Genomic DNA, 17118 nt, shown 5'->3' with positions numbered 1-17118 from the left:
CCTAGTCCGGCCGTTGGCGGCGCATGGTCTACTCCTTGCTTTCCGGTTTTCATCCGCCTCGTTTCCAGGAGTATCCAATGAGCATGCAGAAATGGGCCGCCGTGCTGGCAGCCTCCATGGTTCTTGCCGGCGGCGCGCACGCGCAGCAGTTCTTCCGCATCGGCACCGGCGGCACCGCCGGCACCTACTACCCCGTGGGCGGCATGATCGCCAACGCCGTGTCGCAGCCCGGCAAGATCGTCGCGACGGCGCAGGCGAGCAACGGCTCCCTCGCCAATGTCAACGCCATCGCGGGCGGCTCCATGGAAGCGGGCCTGTCGCAGGCCGACGTCGCCTCCTGGGCCTTCACCGGCACGGGCGCGTTCGATGGCAAGCCCAAGGTGGCCGACCTGCGGATGATCGCCAACCTCTACCCCGAAAGCATCCACCTGGTGGTCAAGAAGGGCTCGGGCATCAAGAGCGTGGCCGACCTCAAGGGCAAGCGCGTGGCGCTCGACGAACCCGGCTCGGGCACGCTGATCAACGCCCGCATGGTGCTGGCCGCCTACGGGGTGAAAGAGGCCGACATCAAGCCCGAATACATCAAGCCGAACCAGGCCGGCGACAAGCTGAAGGATGGCGCGCTCGATGCCTTCTTCTTCGTGGGCGGCGCCCCGGCCGGCGCCATCGCCGAGCTGGCCTCCAGCGGCGCGGGCATCGAACTGCTGCCGATCTCCGGTCCGCAAGCGGAAAGCCTGCGCAAGGGCAGCCCGTATTTCGCGGTCGACACCATCGCCGCCGGCACCTACAAGGACGTGCCCGCCGTGCAGACGCTCGCCGTCGGTGCACAGCTCGTGACGAGTGCCAAGGTGCCCACCGAGACGGTGTACGAGATCACCAAGGCGATGTACTCCGATGCCACGCAGAAGACGCTGGCCGCGGGCCACGCCAAGGGCAAGTTCATCACCAAGGAGAACGCGGTGCAGGGTGTGGGCATCCCCTACCACCCCGGTGCCGAGAAGTTCTACAAGGAAGCCGGCCTGCTGAAGTAAGCGATCGGTCCGCCGTCGCAAGGGAGGCTGGACCTCCCTTTTTTGTTTTCGACACGAAGAGGCGCCATGACAGCCATCCCGACGGAACTGGACGACAAGAAGCTGCAGGAACTGGAAGAGAAGTTCGATCCCGAGATGCGCTTCCGGCCGGTGGTGCCGCCGGCGCTGCAGATCGTCAAGTGGCTGCTCATCGCGCTCTCGTGCTTCCACTTCTACACGGCCGGGTTCGGCCTGTTGCGCGAGACGACGCACCGCGGCGTGCACCTGGCCTTCGTGCTCGGGCTGATCTTCCTGGTCTTCGCGGCCGGCAAGAAGGCCTATGAGCATCCCCGCGCGAATTCGTGGCTGAACCCGGGCGGCGTGCCGCTGGTGGACTGGCTGCTGGGCCTGGCCTGCGCCGCCAGCGTGCTGTACATCCCCTACGTCTTCGACGACCTCGCCTTCCGGGTCGGCAACCCCGACCGGTCCGACGTCGTCTTCGGCTCCATCCTCTTCCTCACCCTGCTGGAGGCCACCCGGCGCTCCATGGGCTGGCCGTTGCCGCTGATCGCCATCGGCTTCACGCTGTACGCGCTGTTCGGCTCGCATTTCCCCGGCCTGCTCAAGCACGCCGGCGCGAGCTGGAGCCAGATGATCAACCACCAGTACCTCACCAGCCAGGGCATCTATGGTGTGGCGGTGGGCGTGGTGGCCACCTACGTCTTCCACTTCGTGCTGTTCGGCGTGATGGCGACGCGCATCGGGCTGGGACAGCTGTTCCTCGACATCGCCTCCAGCGTCGCGGGCCGCCAGGCCGGCGGTCCGGCGAAGGTCAGCGTGTTCGGCTCGGCGATGTTCGGCACGCTGTCCGGATCCTCGGTGGCGAACGCCGTCACGGTCGGTTCGCTGACCATCCCCGCGATGATCCGGGTGGGCTACCGGCGCGAATTCGCCGCCGCCGTGGAGGCCGCGTCCTCCACCGGCGGGCAGATCACGCCACCGGTGCTGGGGGCCGCCGCGTTCCTGATGATCGAGTTCCTGAACGTCTCGTACCAGACGATCATCGCGGCCGCGGTCGTTCCGGCCTTCATGCACTTCTTCGGCGTCTACATGCAGGTGCACTTCGAGGCCAAGCGCTACGGCCTGCGCGGCCTCACCGACGAAGAGATGCCGAAGCTGAAGGAGTCGCTGCGCCAGCGCTGGCCGACGCTGATTCCGCTGGTGCTCCTGATCGCGATCCTGGTGTCGGGCCGCACGCCCTACCTGGCCGCGTTCGCCGGCATCACTTCGTGCGCCATCGTCGGATTGACCACGCAGGTGCGAGGCAACAACGCGAAGAACTGGGGCCTCATGATCGGCCTGCATGCCCTGCTGGCGGTGATCTGCTTCGCCAACCTGGGGCAGCAGAGCGAATGGATCAAGCTGGGACTGTTCGGTGTGGGCACGGCCGTGGCGCTGGCCGGCTGGAAGCTTGCCGGCATCACCGGGCGCATCGGCCATGGCGTCCTCGTCGAGGCCTTCGAGACGGGCGCCAAGTACGCGCTGGCCGTGGGTGCCGCGGCCGCCACCGTGGGCATCGTCATCGGTGTCGTCACGCTCACCGGCGTCGGCTTCAAGATCAGCTTCATCATCACGAACTGGGCCACGATGATCGCGTCGGGCCTCTCGTACGTGGTGCCGGAATACTTCGCCAGCACCAAGGGCCTGACGCTGTTCGCGGCGCTCGTGATGACGGGCGTGGTCTGCATCCTCATGGGCTGCGGGATCCCCACCACGGCCAACTACATCATCATGGTCACGGTGGCAGCGCCGACCCTGGTCCAGCTGGGCGTGGAGCCGCTGGTGGCGCACTTCTTCGTCTTCTACTACGGGGTGCTGGCGGACATCACGCCGCCCGTGGCCCTGGCTGCCTATGCGGCGGCCGGCATGGCGGGCAGTGACCCGTTCAAGACCGGGAACATGGCTTTCCGTCTCGGCCTGGCGAAGGTGCTGGTGCCGTTCGTGTTCGTGTTCTCGCCTTCGCTCCTGCTCGTGGCCAAGGGCTTCACCTGGTACGACTTCAGCATCACGTTCACCGGCTGCATCCTCGGCATCGTGGCGCTGGCCGCGGCGCTCTCGAAATTCTTCCTGGTCGAGATGAAGCGCTGGGAGCAGGCCTTGTGCTTCGTGGCGGCGCTGCTCCTGATCGCGCCGGGATTGATCGTCACGCTGATCGGCGCCGGCTTGCTGGTGCCCATCCTCGTGCGGCAGCTCGCGGCGCGCAAGCTCGGTCTGGCGCGGGCGGCCCCCGCCTGAGCATTTGTCGGATACGGCTGACCCATGCTCGCGCCGGGCACTGTCACGGTGCGGCCATGTTGCACGCCGATACTCCCGTCACTGCAGTCACACAGACCACAGCAAACAGGGAAGACAAGGGAAGAAAAAGAATGAGCGAGAACCGGACCGCATCGATGCTGCAACGCGTGCCCGTGATCCTGGCGGTGACCGCCGGGTCCTACGGTCTGTCGTTGCAGGACGATGGCACGCACGACAAGCGATCGACGCGTGGACAACAAGGGAGTGCCGGCCAGAAGGCGGCGGCCGGGGCGCAAGCCAAGGCCGCAACGTCCCGGTAGAACGATGTCAGGGAGAGAAGGAAGGCCGCCTGCGGGCGGCCTTCTCATTTCTGCCGGCGTTCGCGTGCCCGCCGCACCTGCCGGCTTTCGCCGGCGCGGCGCGCGGCTTCCTCGCGCGCGCGCCGCTTCGCGCGGAAATTGCGGGAGAGGAAACGCGCGACCGTGAACGTGAGCGCGAAGCTCAGGAGCACCAGCAGCATCACGCCGAAATCGTTGAACATGATGGGGGCAGAAGAAAGCCGCCCGGAGGCGGCTGTTCGTTACTGGCGGAGCGACAGGCTACCACAGGGTAACGTACAGCCCCAATGTGTGGATCGTACAACACTGAAACCGAGAACTGACAAGCGCGCAATCGGTTTTCGGTTCTAGCGTACAGGTCTCCCGTATTGCCAGTTCAGTTCGAAACGTGCGTCGGCCCATATGGAAGATGTGCACATGGCCAGAGAACTGAACCGCCTCAAGCAGGCTTTCGTAGACACGGTGCAACCCTTGCCAGGCGACGCCGGCACTCGTCTCTACGCCGATGGCGGCAACTTGCACCTTCAAGTCACACCCACCGGAGCGAAGTCATGGAACTTCAGGTTCCAACTCCTTGGGCTGCCCAAGAGCATCGGGCTGGGACCAACCCACACGGTGACGCTTGAAGAGGCTCGTGCCGAGTCCCTTAGGCTTCGCAAGATGCTCTTGGCGGGTCGGGACCCGAAGATTGAGCTGGACCGTGAGCGGCATGCTGCCCGTACCGCGCAAAAGCAGACCTTTCGCGTTTTTGCCCAAGAGTTTGTGAAGGGACTGCAAGGTCAACACCGGAACCCAAAGGCTCACCAGCAGTGGTACTCAAGCCTTGAAACCTACGTCTACCCCGTCATTGGCGACATCCCATTGGCGGATATCGACGTGCACATGGTGCTGGCCGTCCTTACCAAGGACGACGCGTGGAACAAGAAGCCCGAAACAATGCGCCGCGTCCGAGGCCGCATGGAACGCATCTTGGGGGCAGCCGCAGTGTTGGGCTGGCGCGGGCCCGACAACCCGGCGCGATTCACGAACTACTTGAGCGAAGTACTTCCCGCAAACAGCGTGGCGAAGCGCGTTGTTCATCATCCTGCCCTGCCCTACGAACAGGTCCCCGCGTTCGTCAAACTGCTGCGCAACTTGTCGCGGAGTACGTCCTACGTCGCCCTTGACTTCCTGATCTTGACCGCGACTCGTACTGGCGAGGTCATTGGCGCGCAACCGAAAGAATTTGATCTCCTCAAAAAAACCTGGACCATACCTGCGAGCAGGTGCAAGAACGGAAAAGCTCACCGAGTTCCACTCAGCGCAGCGGCGTTCGATCTCGTCGAGCCCCTGTTGACCAGCAATAGCGGAGTCTGGGTTTTTCAGGGGAGTCGCAAGGGTACGCATATCTCACAGATGAGCATGCTGCAAGTGATGCGCGGCTTAAAAGAACGCGGACTCCTTGCCACACCGGCGGTACCGCACGGCTTCAGGGCAAGCTTCCGGTCCTACGCAGCCGCCGAAACGGAGTTCCCGCGCGAGTTGGCAGAGGCTGCGCTTGCCCACACCGCCCCGCTTTTGGAACGCTCGTACCAGCGCGACGATCAGCTCGCCCGGCGCCGGGAACTTATGGATGAGTGGGGAAAATACTGCATGAGTGCCTTGGCGTCTCCCTCGGTTGACGACCGCATCGGACCTCATTAAAATCCGCCGCCTGGGCTCCGACTGCAACGGTCGGCAGATGTCAAGAATTCTCTTGGCTGGCATTGGTCCAACGCGCTTCCGGCGAGGCATACCAAATCCCCGCCCCATTACCCACAAATCGAGCAAACACAGTTTGCGAACAAGGTCTTTGACCTTGATGCCGCCCCGATCCGTCGAGGCGAGCGTGTGGGTGTGAGTAGCAAGGCGCTTTTCATTCCTACGTCGCAACCTGCCTTGGCCCCAATGGGCTTGGCGAACTCGTTCGCTGACTCGTTGGATTGTGGCGACGCTCGACGCCATTACGAGTTCGTAATGGAGTTCGAATGCTTCCTCACGGTGAGGAAGATCGACTGGTGGGGCTTGGGGGTGGTTGTGCGCTCCTGAGCATTCCTCGCGGTGTGTTCCGTGCACTGCAGAAGCGGCCTATCGATCCAATTCCACAGGCGTGTTGCACTTTCGGCCCTCGGGCCGAACGGTGGCGCAAGAGCGTCCTATGGGAATGGGCCCTTAGGCAGCGCGCGACTGCCGCGCAGGCCGAAGACCTGAAGCAATCGGGCCTGGCCGCGGTTCAGGGCCAGCCTGCTGAAGCCGGCAGCCTCCAAGTCGAACTCCTCGCCGATCTCTACCGAGCTGGTCGCACCCTCGACAGCCTGTGCTCGGAGTTCCACGTGGGCAAGTTGAAGCTTTCCCAGGCACTCCGGGACGCGGACGTCGAGATGCGCCCGGCCGGGCGTCGCTCCCGGGCTCGCAGCAATCCGACGCCACCGGCGGCCTCGTCGCGGCCGCCAACCCCATCTTCGAAAGGAGCACCCCACGCTATTCAACCTTAAGCACCCATGAGCCATTTGAGCGGCGTGAGCCGCTTGAACGGTGCGTGTGGTGGACCGCTAGCTCTGCATAAAAACTGGGACTTTCCCAGGATTAACCCCAAACCCATCATCTATGGCTAACTCTTTCAACAAGGGGGATCAAGCTTCCCCCACCGGACTTGAGCCCTGGACCGACTCTCGTCGATTCGTTTGGCCTGGCCTGCTGCGGAGGGCCGCCGTCAATGTGTTCGAGATGCCCGCCAACGCGGGCCTGATGGGTCGCGCATTCGCACTCGCTCTTGGAACAAAGCTGGCGACGGGAGGATCACTCGACCTCTTCGGGAAAAGCGCCAGCAGGAACTGCGTTCGGATTCATCTCGGTACCCTCGACCTTGCTGAAGATGACGAGCGTGCTGTTCAGCAGATCACGGCCGACGACGACGACGAAGCCACCTCTTCGTTGGCGCACCTGCGGCTGACATATCCGTCCACGGGATTCAGCCTGAACAACGTCTATGGCCGCCGCGTGCTGGTTCCTTCGGGGGACGATGCGCCGCGCGGTCAGGCAATCATCATCTACCGATTGTCTGACTGGCTGGAAGCGGCGCCGAGAACCACCAAACATCGTGAGACACCGAAAAACACCGATCTCCGTGAAACCGCGGAATACCTGATGGAATCTGCAAGGACGAATGGCCACACGCTGGTTGTGTTCGATGATCTGCCGGCAAGCGGCGAACGCCTCAGCGAATATTGCGTTGGAGGTCAGCGGCTCATTGTTCAGCCGGATCCCCTGTCAGGGATGGCTCCTGACCAGAGCTTCATCGTCGTCCGTGATCGCACCGGCGATTTCGACGAGTCCCCGCTGCGGTTCCGTTGCTGGCACTTGGTGGAGGATGGGCAACTGGTGCTTCGCCTGAATATTGACCAGAACGACGCTCGGGCTGCGGAAGAGACTCGGGATGCCCTACGCGACAGAAAGATCGCCAGCCTGGTCGAAAAGGGACTCTCCCAAGCCGGGCTGACCGAGGCGTTGGGGATTAGCCAATCGATGGTATCGAAGGAGTTGAAGCGTCTCGGCTTGAAGGCTCGACGCCCTGGAAAGCGGTGACGAGCAGATCTCGCGTTCGAGGCGTCGGGCGGCATGTCGATCTTCTGCGCATGCGTGTCCGGCTCAACACTGGGGAGGCGGTGGATGCAGAAGAAGTCAGGGCTGCCTTGACAGGGCCACAGTGGTCGCAGTTGCAGCACGAGCTTTACGGCGGGCCACTCCGCGTGAATCCGCCCCGAGAGGTTCGAGATCGACTTGTCGAGTATTTACGCCGTCTTCGCGAGGCCGATGACGTAAGCCGGCAAGCCCGAAGGGGTCGGGCTCGTGGTAGTCGTGGCCGACCAGGCCCGTTTCTCGGCCCCGATCTGCCGCGGCAGGCCGAGTATTTGTACGGGCGTGCGTTTGAGGAACTTGAAGAGGCCATTGGCGACCTTCCAGGCATCGCCTACTACATGCAGCCTTTCCCAGACGTCAACAACCCGCGCTGGGTGACCGGGCTCTGCCGCGCAGGCATGCCCCGACTTGTCGGCTTGCAACTGGAACGTGCGAGTTCGTTCGGTACGGATCGCAACGAACGAGTTGCACGGCACGTTGCCGACTTTCTGGACCGTGTCTGCAAGAAGGAATTTGAAAGGCGGGCGGGGCGCGTGCAGCCCTAGACGCGCGAAATATTCAGGTATTCATTCATTCGTGAATATTCCGGGAATATCCCACAACGTTCAGTGGCGGGGAACGGTACCGACAGCGCCGTCGCGGCCGGGGGACGAGAGGGTGTGTGTCGAATCCCTCAGCGGAGCCGGCAAACGTGATTTTCACCGAGCTCTAGCTTTATCAAACGCCGCAGAACCAATCCCCACGGCCAAGCTGCTGCCGCCGCTATACCACCCAACATTTGTTCATTTTTTAACTGTAAAGGACCAGCTCAACCACTTTCACGCAACCACACCATGTCCTCACCAGTTCAACCAGCTCAGACAGTCGGCCACGTTCACATTGACCGCCTTAGAGTCGTAGCCGCCCTCGCCCACCAGCCGTTGGGCGCGATCTTCAACAGAGAAGATCCGAACTACGGCAAGTACACCACCGCCTCCGAAGCGGTCGGTACCAAGGCCAAGCGGAAGTACGACGACCCCGCCTACTTCTATGCCCGGTCACTTGTGGTTCCGGACCGCGACCACGCCTACGAGCTGCTGGCGGACTGCTGCCCGCCGAAGCAATTGCAGGACCACAACTTCTTCGGCCACGGCGACATCAGGTCCTACGCGCACAACATTCTCGAACTGGCTGCTCAGCGGTACGACCGGCGGCCTACGCCCGAAGAAGTCGCGGATTGGGCCCGCGGCTATGTGAAGCTGCAAGAAATGCACCTCTGCGCCAACTTCTCGTGGGACCCAAGCCAGAAGCTGCCGGCCATCAACGCCATCGACGCCAACAACCCCACTGGCAAGCATCGGGACTGGGAGACCTGCCTGACGCTAGGGTTCGGCCCCAAGGGGCGCTCCCAGAACCACACCTGCACGATCTACTGCAAGTACGAACTCCTGCTGAAAGACATGCCCAAGCCCGGCCCGCTTCAGCAGCGGCTGCTGGATCTCGCACGCCGGTCGCTGCGCATCGAGATCAAGCTGTACTCCCAGTGGTTCCGCACGCACGGCGTTGACGAAGCAGGCCGCGTCTGGCTGGCGAAGACTTATAAGGGTGAAAAGCCGCTGAAGAGCCTGCTGTACGTCATGAACTGGGAGTCCGTGGACCTCGACGCCCTGTACTTTGAACTCCTGAAGACGTACAACATCGCCAACTCGATCCAACGGCAACTCACAGACGACGAGGTCGAAGGCCTTAGCAACGGTGCACGCCGCGCCTACCGCCTGTGGCTGGGCGGAAATGACCTGGCGGCGGAGTACTGCCGCGCATCTGTCCACAAGCACGCCAAGGAGGTCAAACTCAAGTTCGGCGTAGATATCTCTGCAGCTCGCCGGCCCGAAAAGCTGCCCGCCTTGGACCTCGGCGACCTACTGGTGCCCGCGAACATCGTGCCGATCCCCGAATGGGCCTACGGGACCGCCCGATACTGGCCGCCGGGCAAAAGCCTAGTTCGCGCCGAGGATGTAGCGATCAGCGGACTCTGACTGCTCCGCAGCTCGCGTGTCAGACGACCAGACGGGCGGGCTCACGCACTGCGCCTGGGCTGACGACGCGCCCCACGTCAAGATCATCGGCACCAACGCCCTGATCGATCAATGCGGCAGAGCCGCTTCGGGTCCGATCCACGCTTTCTGTAAAGCGTCTGCACCGGTGCGTCTTGCCCGGGGCAACAGAGGAAATCACATGGCCGAGAACTCAACTATCGAATGGACCCACCACACGTTCAACCCGTGGTGGGGCTGTACCAAGGTGTCGCCCGGGTGCGACCATTGCTACGCAGACAACATGGCGAGGCGCTATGGGCACAACGTGTGGGGTCACGACGCACCGCGGCGGTTCCTCAGCGATGCCAATTGGGACAAACCCCTGATCTGGAACAACGAAGCAGCGGCTGAAGGCGCCAGGAAGCGGGTGTTCTGCGCGTCGATGGCGGACGTGTTTGAAGTCCGGGACGATCTTGCCCGGCACCGGCAACGGTTGCTGCGTCTGATTGACGCCACCCCCGGCCTGGACTGGTTGTTGCTGACCAAACGGCCGCACTCGATCAAGAAGCTGCTGCCCATTGACTATCAGTTCCCGCCCCAGGTGTGGATCGGCACGACTGTAGAGAACCAGGAGCAGGCGGACAAGCGTATCAAGTACCTGCAGGACTTCACAACCGCGAGTGTGCGGTTCCTGTCCTGCGAGCCCTTGCTGGGTCCGGTGGACATTCGGCGCTACCTTCAGCCAGGTCGCAACGGCGTGAGGATCGACTGGGTCATTTGCGGCGGCGAATCTGAACACGGCGCCCGGCCGATGAACCCCGAGTGGGCCGAAAGCTTGCTGGCGCAGTGCCAAGAGGCTGGCGTACCATTCCTGTTCAAGCAATGGGGCAGTTGGGGGTTGCTGAACCCGGTCGGTGACGTTGGGCGGCACCAAACCATCCGGTTGGCGCGCCAGGACGGTACGGCGGTGCAGCTAGTCAACGTCGGGAAGAAGGCCGCGGGCCGCGATTTAAGGGGCCGGCAGTGGACAGAGTTCCCTGTGCCGGAGGCGAGCCGGACGTAGGTAGCAAGCACCGGAGGGCTCACTTGGCCCTCCGCGCCCGCCGAAAGCAGAAGCCCCCGAGGCCTTCGCTGACCTCGGGGGGGGTCGGCACGAGACACCTACTGCCGCGTAGCTCGGTCTTGATAGACCTTCATGATGCCCGCTCCGATTCGATCATTCTCCTCCCAGGGGAAGTCGAATCGCTCGAACAGACGGTTCATCGCCTCAGCACATTCGGCGAAATACCGCTGCGACTTCGCCGTATCGACCTTCTGCACGCCTGGCGAGACTTGCTCTGCTCCCAGGATGCACGCTTCCAGAACCGAAAGTGTTGGTACTTCATGCGAGGCAAAGAAGAACCAGTACTTCCACTTGCGATGAAGGTCCTGCATGAACTGACAGACCTCAGGGATTTGCCAAAGCTCGCGTTCGTCGGAGTCATAGCCGAAAACTTGCAGAGCCATGGTATTTCGATTGGCCCACGCGGATTCTCGATTTGAGCTGAGACCTTTCAGCCAGCGAAGGGCTCGCTTGGTCGAACGACGCTCGATTTCCGCGCGCTGGAGCTGGAAGCACAGAATTTTGAGATGTCTATTCGAGCCAATGAAGTAGTCGGAGATGCTCGTTGGAGGGGGATTCTTGGTCATGATGATTTCACTTGAAAGGTGGAAGGCATGCGCAGACCGGTCGCTGCTGGACCTCGCACATGGCCTGTTTGACAACCACCGCATCAACGGTGGCTCGTGAGTTGTTCGGTCCTCGCGGTCGTGGCAACCAGCACCGCTGCCTGGCTCCAAATGCGGAGCCGGAATGCAGCGGCCGGACGACTGATAGTCGCCGCACGCCTACGGTAGCTCGCCACTCTGCCCAGAGCATGGGCATTGGCGCCTGAGACTCGTGCCTGACGAGTCGTTGAGAGGCGGGGTTGGTCGCTGCTGCGAGCCCCTGGCATAGGCTTCTCGGCCTGCTACCCGCTGGTGAAGAACCAGCACCTTCGAGGATTCAAGGACGTATTTTCGGTCTTACCTACGCTTTTGTCAGATCTAAATGACTTTGCCATAGGTGGACTTTTGCGGATACGCAAATACGCATTGATCGCAATCTGAAGCAGCGTGGAGACTTGATATTCCTCCAATGCCGCGACTGTCATTCGGAGCACTGTGTAGCGCCTTTCGGTGCAAACTTTGTTCTCCGAGAAATGCATTGATCCGCCCATGAGGTCTTGGCGCAAACAAATGACTTTGCCGATTCCGATGTTGCATTTTTGAGCCCGCTTGCGGAACTCTCCAGTAGTGCCCGCGCTGCATCAACAGATGCCGAAATCCCCTTACGAGCACGGTGCATGCGTGGTAGCCGAAAGCGGCACTGGGCGGATGAACCCAATTTGCATGTGTTCGCAATGTGTACACGGAGACGACCCATGCAAAAGATTGTCCGGATTGGAAACTCGTGCGCGGTGCGACTGCCCGTCTCTCTCTTGGAAGCCGCCGGGCTTAAAGAGGGGGCGGCCGTCGCGCTGCGTCTGTTGGACTCAGGGGACATACGGCTGCGCCCTCAACGGGGACGACTGACAGCGGGCGAGTACGTCGAGCCTCCACCACCTTCACCTTTGCCGAGGGCAAAGTGGTGAGCGCCACAGCAAAGCCGAGGACGGTGACCACGAAGCTGCGCAAATGGCCGGACGGCGTAGGTGTTCTTCTGTCCGACCAAGCAGCACGCGCCTGCAGCTTCAGGGCCGGCTCCTTCGTGCGCGTCATCCTCCTGCCCAATGAGATCAGGATTCGAGGTGTGACCGCCCCGTGTGTGGACGACCATGAAACCTACGAGGCCTATAAGGAGCGCACCGACCAGGGACTCGCATATTTTGGCTGGCCGGAAACCGGCTCAGTGGGACCGGAAGAGAGCTGACTCTTTTGCGCACGCCTCTCTTCAGAGGTGCTCGTCGCTCAGATCGACGGGGCCGACATTCTTGGTGCTGAGCGCCAGGACCTATGCGCGAACCAGCACCTGCCTCGCAACCGACGGCTCATGACGTGCGGTCTCTGGCCGAAAAAGGAAGACGGGAACGCTCCAAGGGAGCGCACACACCTGTAGCTCACTCAGGAAGGCGCCTTGCCCTTCTCGATCAATCTCAGGCAGGCGTGGATGCTGGCGAGGTAGTGATAGAACATCCAACTGAGCCAGATGGACGTGTCGTAGTCCGTCTTCTGCTCCTTGTTGTGGTGACGGATCCCGAAGTTGTTGGCCAACTGGAAGAGCTCGGACTCGTCCTTCGAATGCAACGCCTTCTTCGCCTCCGGCCGAAGAAATTCAAGCACGTCGGCCAGGTCGCGCACCGCGTCCCTGCGCTCCGACAACGCCCGGCGCCTGTATTTCAGCTTAGCCGCGTTCACCCGCTCGGTCACGTTCGCGCCATCCGAGTGCGGAAGCTCCGCCGACAGCATGGGAGCGAACTCGTCCTCAGCGAGCGTCAAGATCTCACCGGAAGCGGAGATCTCGTAGCCGCGGCCGTAGTCCGCGAGCACGTCGTTCATCTCCCGGCGGAACATTTCGCGGCCCGCCCGAGCGTCGAACTTCGTGTAATGCCAACCGCACTGGTTGTAGGTGTGGTGGTGGCCGTCGACGCCCTTGGTGGCGTGGTCGTGCAAGAACTCGATGATGTCGAAGAGGTCGTCCTCATCGTAGGCGTCCAACCAATCGCGGATCGGCCAGAGGCTCATGCGCCGCAGCTTGCGGAAAACGAAGAGTCCAACGTCGCCACCCGCTTGGCCGTCCACGTCGCCGGCGTCGACGCACGTGTAGCCGAACCATTGCTGGAACAGGCCCTCCTCGGTCAGCCGCTCGAATGTCGCCAGGAAGAAGCGTTTGAAGTCGGGAAGCGCGAATCCCTCGTTCGCGGAGCGCCTGCCCGCGCGCATCGAGTAGTAGTGCCGCCTCGGCGGCGCGTCTGGCGTGCCCATGCTTGATCGAAGATGCCTATCGGAGGATTCTAGGGCATCACTGTATTTTTAAACACACTGTCCGTTTGAGCAGTATCATGGCCCCGTGGACGAACTCAGCCAAGCCAGTGGATCGCCCGCTGCGCGGGACGGCTGGGCGAGCGCTGGACACGGCCGCGACCTCAGACCTCGAAGCGGCGCCCGTGGAGGTGTGGAGGGACACGAAATTGCGCGACCTCGCACCGGAGGAGGCGGCGCGGGCGTGGCTGGCGCCCGTGAGCGCGGAACCGCCTAGCTCTCAAACGCGTTGATGTTGTCCGAATACACTGCGCCGGCAAGAACAGCTCTGGCGAGGGGAGACGGCCACATGGCGAGTCAGCAATATCCTGTCGAAGTCCAGCCGGACTTCTTGAAAAAAATTACGGGTGCCAAGCCCGTGCAGGCGCTCGCCGAGCTGATTTGGAACGGCCTCGACGCCGACGCGAAGGAGGTCGGCGTCTCCTTCGACTACAACGAACTCGACACGCTCTCCACCGTCGTGGTGCGCGACGACGGCGCCGGCATTCCCCGCGACAAGGCGCCCGAGTATTTCAGGCGGCTCGGAGGCTCGTGGAAGCGCCCTGGCGCGTCAACGCCCGCGGGACGCTTCCTCCACGGCCAAGAAGGCCGGGGTCGTTTCAAAGCCTTCGCAATCGGCGACTACGCGGAGTGGGCGGTCGTCTACGACAAAGACGGCGCGCCGTGGTCATACAAGATCACCATGTCGGCGGCGGACATCAGGCACGTTTCGATCTCCGACGAGGCCGAAGCGCCCGGCGCAAAGCGCGGCGTAACGCTGACGATCACGGAACCACACAAAGACTTTCGCACCTTCGTGAGCGAAGCCGGTTTGCACTCGCTCACCGAAGTGTTCGCGCTCTACTTAGCGGACTACACGGACGTTCAGGTGACCATCGGTGGACACCGGATCGACCCCAAGGCAGTCATTTCGAACCGGAAGAGCTTCAACGTGGCCGACATCCAGGCGGGTGACGTGACCCACTCGGCGAAGCTCGAAATCGTCGAGTGGAAGGGCGTCTCCAATCGCGCGCTTTTCCTGTGCAACGAAAAGCGCTTCCCTTTGGCGCAGGCCGACAGGCGCTTCCATGTCGGCGACTTCCAGTTCACGGCCTACCTCGAAACGTCTTACCTGAGCGCGGCGCAGAAGGAGGGCACCGTGGAGCTCGCCGAAATGCAGGCGCCCCTGGTGGCCGCGATCGACGAGTCGGTGAGATTGATCAAGGACTACTTTCGGCAGCGCGCGGCGCAGGCGGCGCGCGGCTACGTCGAAGAGTGGAAGGCGGAGCGCGTCTACCCGTTCGACGAGGAGCCAAAGACCCAGGTCGAGCAGGTTGAGCGGCAAGTGTTCGACATCGTCGCCGTAAACGTGGCGCGATTGCTCCCGGACTTCGAAGAGGGCCACAAGCAGAACAAGGCGCTGCATCTGCGCATGCTGCGCCAAGCGATCGAGAAGAGTCCCGAGGAGCTGCAGTTGATCCTGTCGGAGGTCCTAAAGCTGCCCAAACGCAAGCAAGAGGAGCTGGCCGACCTGCTTCGGGACGTGTCCCTATCAGCGATCATCAGCTCGGCCAAAGTCGTGGCCGACCGGCTCCGGTTCCTGTCGGGCCTCGAAGCGATTCTGTTCGACGCTGAGCCCAAGAAGCGGCTTAAAGAGCGAAGCCAACTGCATCGCATCCTCGCGCAGAACACCTGGCTGTTCGGCGAGGAGTTCAGCCTGTCGGTGGACGACCAGTCGCTCACGGAAGTGCTGCGCAAGCACAAGAAGCTTCTGGGCGACGACATCGTCATCGACGCCCCCGTCAAGCACGTCTCGCAAGAACGCGGGATTGTGGACCTGATGCTCTCCCAAGCCATGCGTCGGCATCGCGCCAACAGCCTCGCCCACTTGGTCGTCGAGCTCAAAGCTCCCAAGGTCAAGCTCGATCGAGACGAGATCTCGCAGATCGAAGGCTACGCGGCCTCGGTCACGGCCGACGAGCGCTTTCGCAACGTTGATGTGCAGTGGCAGTTTTGGGCGATCAGCGACGATCTCGGGCCGGTCGGCAAGTTTCGCGTGGGCAAAGGCGACGGCGAAATCATGCGCCATGACAACGTCGCCATATTCTTGAAGACATGGGCGCAGGTGATCGACGAAAATCGCGCCCGATTGCAGTTCTACCAAGAGAAGCTCGAATACCAAGCCGACAAGGGATCGTCTCTCAAGCATCTCCAAGAGCACTACGCCAAATATCTGGAAGGCGTGCTTGACCGCGCCCCTGAGGATGCGGAGCCCGGCGCCGCCGAAGGACCCGCTTCGGGCGACGAGCCAAGATCGGCCTAGCCGGGATCAACCGGCTCGCGTCGCCGCGCGTTGAGACCCCATGACCGCCAGGATCCTTCTCGCCGCCCTGCTGTCCATTGCGTCCGCCACCGCGGACGCCGACGCGTCGGGGCTCGTCGTTGGAGTGTCTGACGGCGACACTCTAACGGTTCTGGAAGCGGACCATTCCCAACGCAGGATTCGGCTCGCGGGCATCGACGCGCCGGAGAAGTCGCAGGCGTTTGGCGATCGATCCAAGCGGGCTCTATCCGACTGCGCGTTCGGCCGTCAAGCGGTTTTGGTCGGCTCCAAGGTGGATCGCTACGGCAGGCTGGTTGCCAAGGTGGTCGTGGGTGGCGTCGACTGCAACCTGCGGCAAGTGGCGCTCGGGCTCGCATGGCACTACAAGGACTATGAGCGCGAACAGTTGGCCGAAGATCGCGCGGCCTACGCGACAGCCGAAAGCGAAGCGCGCGATCGGCGCTCGGGGCTTTGGAGAGACGACGAGCCATTGGCTCCTTGGGCCTATCGCCGAGACCGCCGCTAGACGCCTTTGTTGCCGCAGCTCGCGACTTTGCCCGACAATAGTATCGCAAAATGTAACAAAAGGAGGCTTGGTCCATGTCCCACGAAGCTCAGATCACCCGAGGCAATCCCACCGCATTCCTCTTCGTCGTCGACCAGTCCGGATCGATGTCGGATCGGATGTCCATCGGCAAGAGCAAGTCCGAGTTCGTCGCCGACGCCCTGAACCGGACGCTGATGAACTTGGTTGGCCGCGCGACCAGGTCCGACGGCGTGCGGGACTACTTCGAGATCGGCGTGATCGGCTACGGCGGGCGCGGCGTCGACAACGGCTTTTCGGGCGCTCTTGGCTCCCGCGTGATGAACCCGATTTCGGCCATCGAGCAAAACCCGACGCGCGTCGAGGACCGCAAGAAGAAGATGGACGACGGAGCGGGCGGCGTCATCGAGACCTCGGTGAAGTTCCCGGTTTGGTTCGAGCCTCGCGCCGACGGTGGAACGCCCATGCGCGCCGCGCTCGCCAAGGCGGCCGAGGAGCTCGCGGCCTGGTGCGACGCGCATCCCGAAAGCTACCCGCCGACGGTCCTGCACGTCACCGACGGCGAGTCCGGCGATGGGGACCCGGAGGAGATCGCGTCGGGCTTGGCGCAGCTCAGCACCAAAGACGGATCGGTAGTCGTGATGAACATCCACGTGAGCGCCCTGGCCTCCGACACCATCAAGTTTCCCGGTTCGGAGTCGGGCCTGCCGGACAACCACGCGAAGCTGCTGTTTCGGATGTCGAGCGCCCTTCCTCCGCAAATGGCAACATTCGCGAAAGACAAGGGCTACAACGTGAGTCCGGAGTCGCGCGGCTACATGTTCAATGCCGAAGCCGGAGAGATCGTCGACTTCTTCGACATCGGCACGCGCGCGTCCCAGCTTCGCTGATTCGACGT

The 17118-nt window shown here is 62.5% G+C and carries 15 protein-coding genes; 12 read left to right on the top strand and 3 right to left on the bottom strand.

Translation table 11 applies throughout. The features are described from left to right. Positions 1 to 77 precede the first annotated feature (77 nt). From FN976_RS20630 to FN976_RS20620, 3 genes are all read left to right on the top strand, one after another. Complete coding sequence (locus FN976_RS20630) at positions 78 to 1031, top strand: TAXI family TRAP transporter solute-binding subunit (RefSeq protein ID WP_145894952.1); 954 nt, start codon at positions 78 to 80, stop codon at positions 1029 to 1031. 66 nt (positions 1032 to 1097) lie between these two features. Continuing rightward, positions 1098 to 3305, top strand: coding sequence for a TRAP transporter permease (locus FN976_RS20625; protein ID WP_145894951.1), 2208 nt, complete (start codon positions 1098 to 1100; stop codon positions 3303 to 3305). A gap of 131 nt (positions 3306 to 3436) precedes the next feature. After that, entirely contained in the window at positions 3437 to 3625 is a 189-nt protein-coding gene (locus tag FN976_RS20620; protein ID WP_145894950.1) for a hypothetical protein, read from the top strand. Positions 3626 to 3669: 44 nt separating this feature from the next. Here FN976_RS20620 and FN976_RS28965 read toward each other — a convergent pair whose 3' ends face one another. Then, entirely contained in the window at positions 3670 to 3846 is a 177-nt protein-coding gene (locus tag FN976_RS28965) for a hypothetical protein (RefSeq protein ID WP_186511051.1), read from the bottom strand. Between the two features lie 214 nt (positions 3847 to 4060). On the opposite strand from FN976_RS28965, the gene FN976_RS20615 reads away from it, so the two are divergent. The 4 genes from FN976_RS20615 (at position 4061) to FN976_RS20600 (ending at position 10378) form a co-directional block, all read left to right on the top strand. Next, a complete protein-coding gene (locus tag FN976_RS20615) occupies positions 4061 to 5326 on the top strand; it encodes a tyrosine-type recombinase/integrase (protein WP_186511050.1) in 1266 nt (421 codons plus the stop codon). 1062 nt (positions 5327 to 6388) lie between these two features. Further along, on the top strand, positions 6389 to 7246 hold the full coding sequence (locus FN976_RS20610; RefSeq protein WP_145894948.1) for a hypothetical protein: 858 nt from the start codon (positions 6389 to 6391) through the stop codon (positions 7244 to 7246). A gap of 974 nt (positions 7247 to 8220) precedes the next feature. Continuing rightward, positions 8221 to 9315 carry a phage/plasmid replication domain-containing protein gene (locus FN976_RS20605; protein ID WP_145894947.1) on the top strand — a complete coding sequence of 365 codons (1095 nt, stop codon included), beginning with the start codon at positions 8221 to 8223 and terminating at the stop codon, positions 9313 to 9315. Positions 9316 to 9514: 199 nt separating this feature from the next. Next, on the top strand, positions 9515 to 10378 hold the full coding sequence (locus tag FN976_RS20600) for a DUF5131 family protein (protein WP_145894946.1): 864 nt from the start codon (positions 9515 to 9517) through the stop codon (positions 10376 to 10378). 98 nt (positions 10379 to 10476) lie between these two features. Here FN976_RS20600 and FN976_RS20595 read toward each other — a convergent pair whose 3' ends face one another. Next, positions 10477 to 11004: a hypothetical protein gene (locus FN976_RS20595; RefSeq protein ID WP_145894945.1), complete on the bottom strand. Its 528-nt coding sequence runs from the start codon at positions 11002 to 11004 to the stop codon at positions 10477 to 10479. 695 nt (positions 11005 to 11699) lie between these two features. On the opposite strand from FN976_RS20595, the gene FN976_RS29795 reads away from it, so the two are divergent. After that, a complete protein-coding gene (locus tag FN976_RS29795) occupies positions 11700 to 11987 on the top strand; it encodes an AbrB/MazE/SpoVT family DNA-binding domain-containing protein (RefSeq protein ID WP_432417880.1) in 288 nt (95 codons plus the stop codon). Between the two features lie 23 nt (positions 11988 to 12010). Next, the gene (locus FN976_RS20585) at positions 12011 to 12265 is read left to right on the top strand and encodes an AbrB/MazE/SpoVT family DNA-binding domain-containing protein (RefSeq protein WP_145894943.1); all 255 of its coding nucleotides are present in this window, start codon (positions 12011 to 12013) and stop codon (positions 12263 to 12265) included. Positions 12266 to 12456: 191 nt separating this feature from the next. On the opposite strand, the gene FN976_RS20580 is transcribed toward FN976_RS20585, so the two are convergent. Continuing rightward, complete coding sequence (locus tag FN976_RS20580) at positions 12457 to 13317, bottom strand: hypothetical protein (RefSeq protein ID WP_255440638.1); 861 nt, start codon at positions 13315 to 13317, stop codon at positions 12457 to 12459. A 346-nt stretch (positions 13318 to 13663) separates the two neighbouring features. Between FN976_RS20580 and FN976_RS20575 the strand changes: the two genes are divergently transcribed. From FN976_RS20575 to FN976_RS20565, 3 genes are all read left to right on the top strand, one after another. Further along, positions 13664 to 15676 carry an ATP-binding protein gene (locus FN976_RS20575; RefSeq protein WP_186511047.1) on the top strand — a complete coding sequence of 671 codons (2013 nt, stop codon included), beginning with the start codon at positions 13664 to 13666 and terminating at the stop codon, positions 15674 to 15676. A 40-nt stretch (positions 15677 to 15716) separates the two neighbouring features. Then, complete coding sequence (locus FN976_RS20570) at positions 15717 to 16202, top strand: thermonuclease family protein (protein WP_145894941.1); 486 nt, start codon at positions 15717 to 15719, stop codon at positions 16200 to 16202. Positions 16203 to 16276: 74 nt separating this feature from the next. Further along, positions 16277 to 17110 carry a vWA domain-containing protein gene (locus tag FN976_RS20565; protein ID WP_145894940.1) on the top strand — a complete coding sequence of 278 codons (834 nt, stop codon included), beginning with the start codon at positions 16277 to 16279 and terminating at the stop codon, positions 17108 to 17110. Positions 17111 to 17118 lie beyond the last annotated feature (8 nt).

It is taken from the genome of Caenimonas sedimenti (genome assembly GCF_007833165.1).
Lineage (GTDB): Bacteria > Pseudomonadota > Gammaproteobacteria > Burkholderiales > Burkholderiaceae_C > Ramlibacter > Ramlibacter sedimenti.
This window is presented reverse-complemented; position numbering and strand designations above follow the sequence as displayed.

What these genes read in the sequence shown, in the direction of transcription:
- FN976_RS20595 (WP_145894945.1), bottom strand. Translation starts at nt 11,004, where the DNA reads ATGACCAAGAATCCCCCTCCAACGAGCATCTCCGACTACTTCATTGGC.
- FN976_RS20610 (WP_145894948.1), top strand. Translation starts at nt 6,389, where the DNA reads ATGCCCGCCAACGCGGGCCTGATGGGTCGCGCATTCGCACTCGCTCTT.
- FN976_RS28965 (WP_186511051.1), bottom strand. Translation starts at nt 3,846, where the DNA reads ATGTTCAACGATTTCGGCGTGATGCTGCTGGTGCTCCTGAGCTTCGCG.
- FN976_RS20620 (WP_145894950.1), top strand. Translation starts at nt 3,437, where the DNA reads ATGAGCGAGAACCGGACCGCATCGATGCTGCAACGCGTGCCCGTGATC.
- FN976_RS20575 (WP_186511047.1), top strand. Translation starts at nt 13,664, where the DNA reads ATGGCGAGTCAGCAATATCCTGTCGAAGTCCAGCCGGACTTCTTGAAA.
- FN976_RS20580 (WP_255440638.1), bottom strand. Translation starts at nt 13,317, where the DNA reads ATGGGCACGCCAGACGCGCCGCCGAGGCGGCACTACTACTCGATGCGC.
- FN976_RS20600 (WP_145894946.1), top strand. Translation starts at nt 9,515, where the DNA reads ATGGCCGAGAACTCAACTATCGAATGGACCCACCACACGTTCAACCCG.
- FN976_RS20625 (WP_145894951.1), top strand. Translation starts at nt 1,098, where the DNA reads ATGACAGCCATCCCGACGGAACTGGACGACAAGAAGCTGCAGGAACTG.
- FN976_RS20630 (WP_145894952.1), top strand. Translation starts at nt 78, where the DNA reads ATGAGCATGCAGAAATGGGCCGCCGTGCTGGCAGCCTCCATGGTTCTT.
- FN976_RS20570 (WP_145894941.1), top strand. Translation starts at nt 15,717, where the DNA reads ATGACCGCCAGGATCCTTCTCGCCGCCCTGCTGTCCATTGCGTCCGCC.
- FN976_RS20615 (WP_186511050.1), top strand. Translation starts at nt 4,061, where the DNA reads ATGGCCAGAGAACTGAACCGCCTCAAGCAGGCTTTCGTAGACACGGTG.
- FN976_RS29795 (WP_432417880.1), top strand. Translation starts at nt 11,700, where the DNA reads ATGCGTGGTAGCCGAAAGCGGCACTGGGCGGATGAACCCAATTTGCAT.
- FN976_RS20565 (WP_145894940.1), top strand. Translation starts at nt 16,277, where the DNA reads ATGTCCCACGAAGCTCAGATCACCCGAGGCAATCCCACCGCATTCCTC.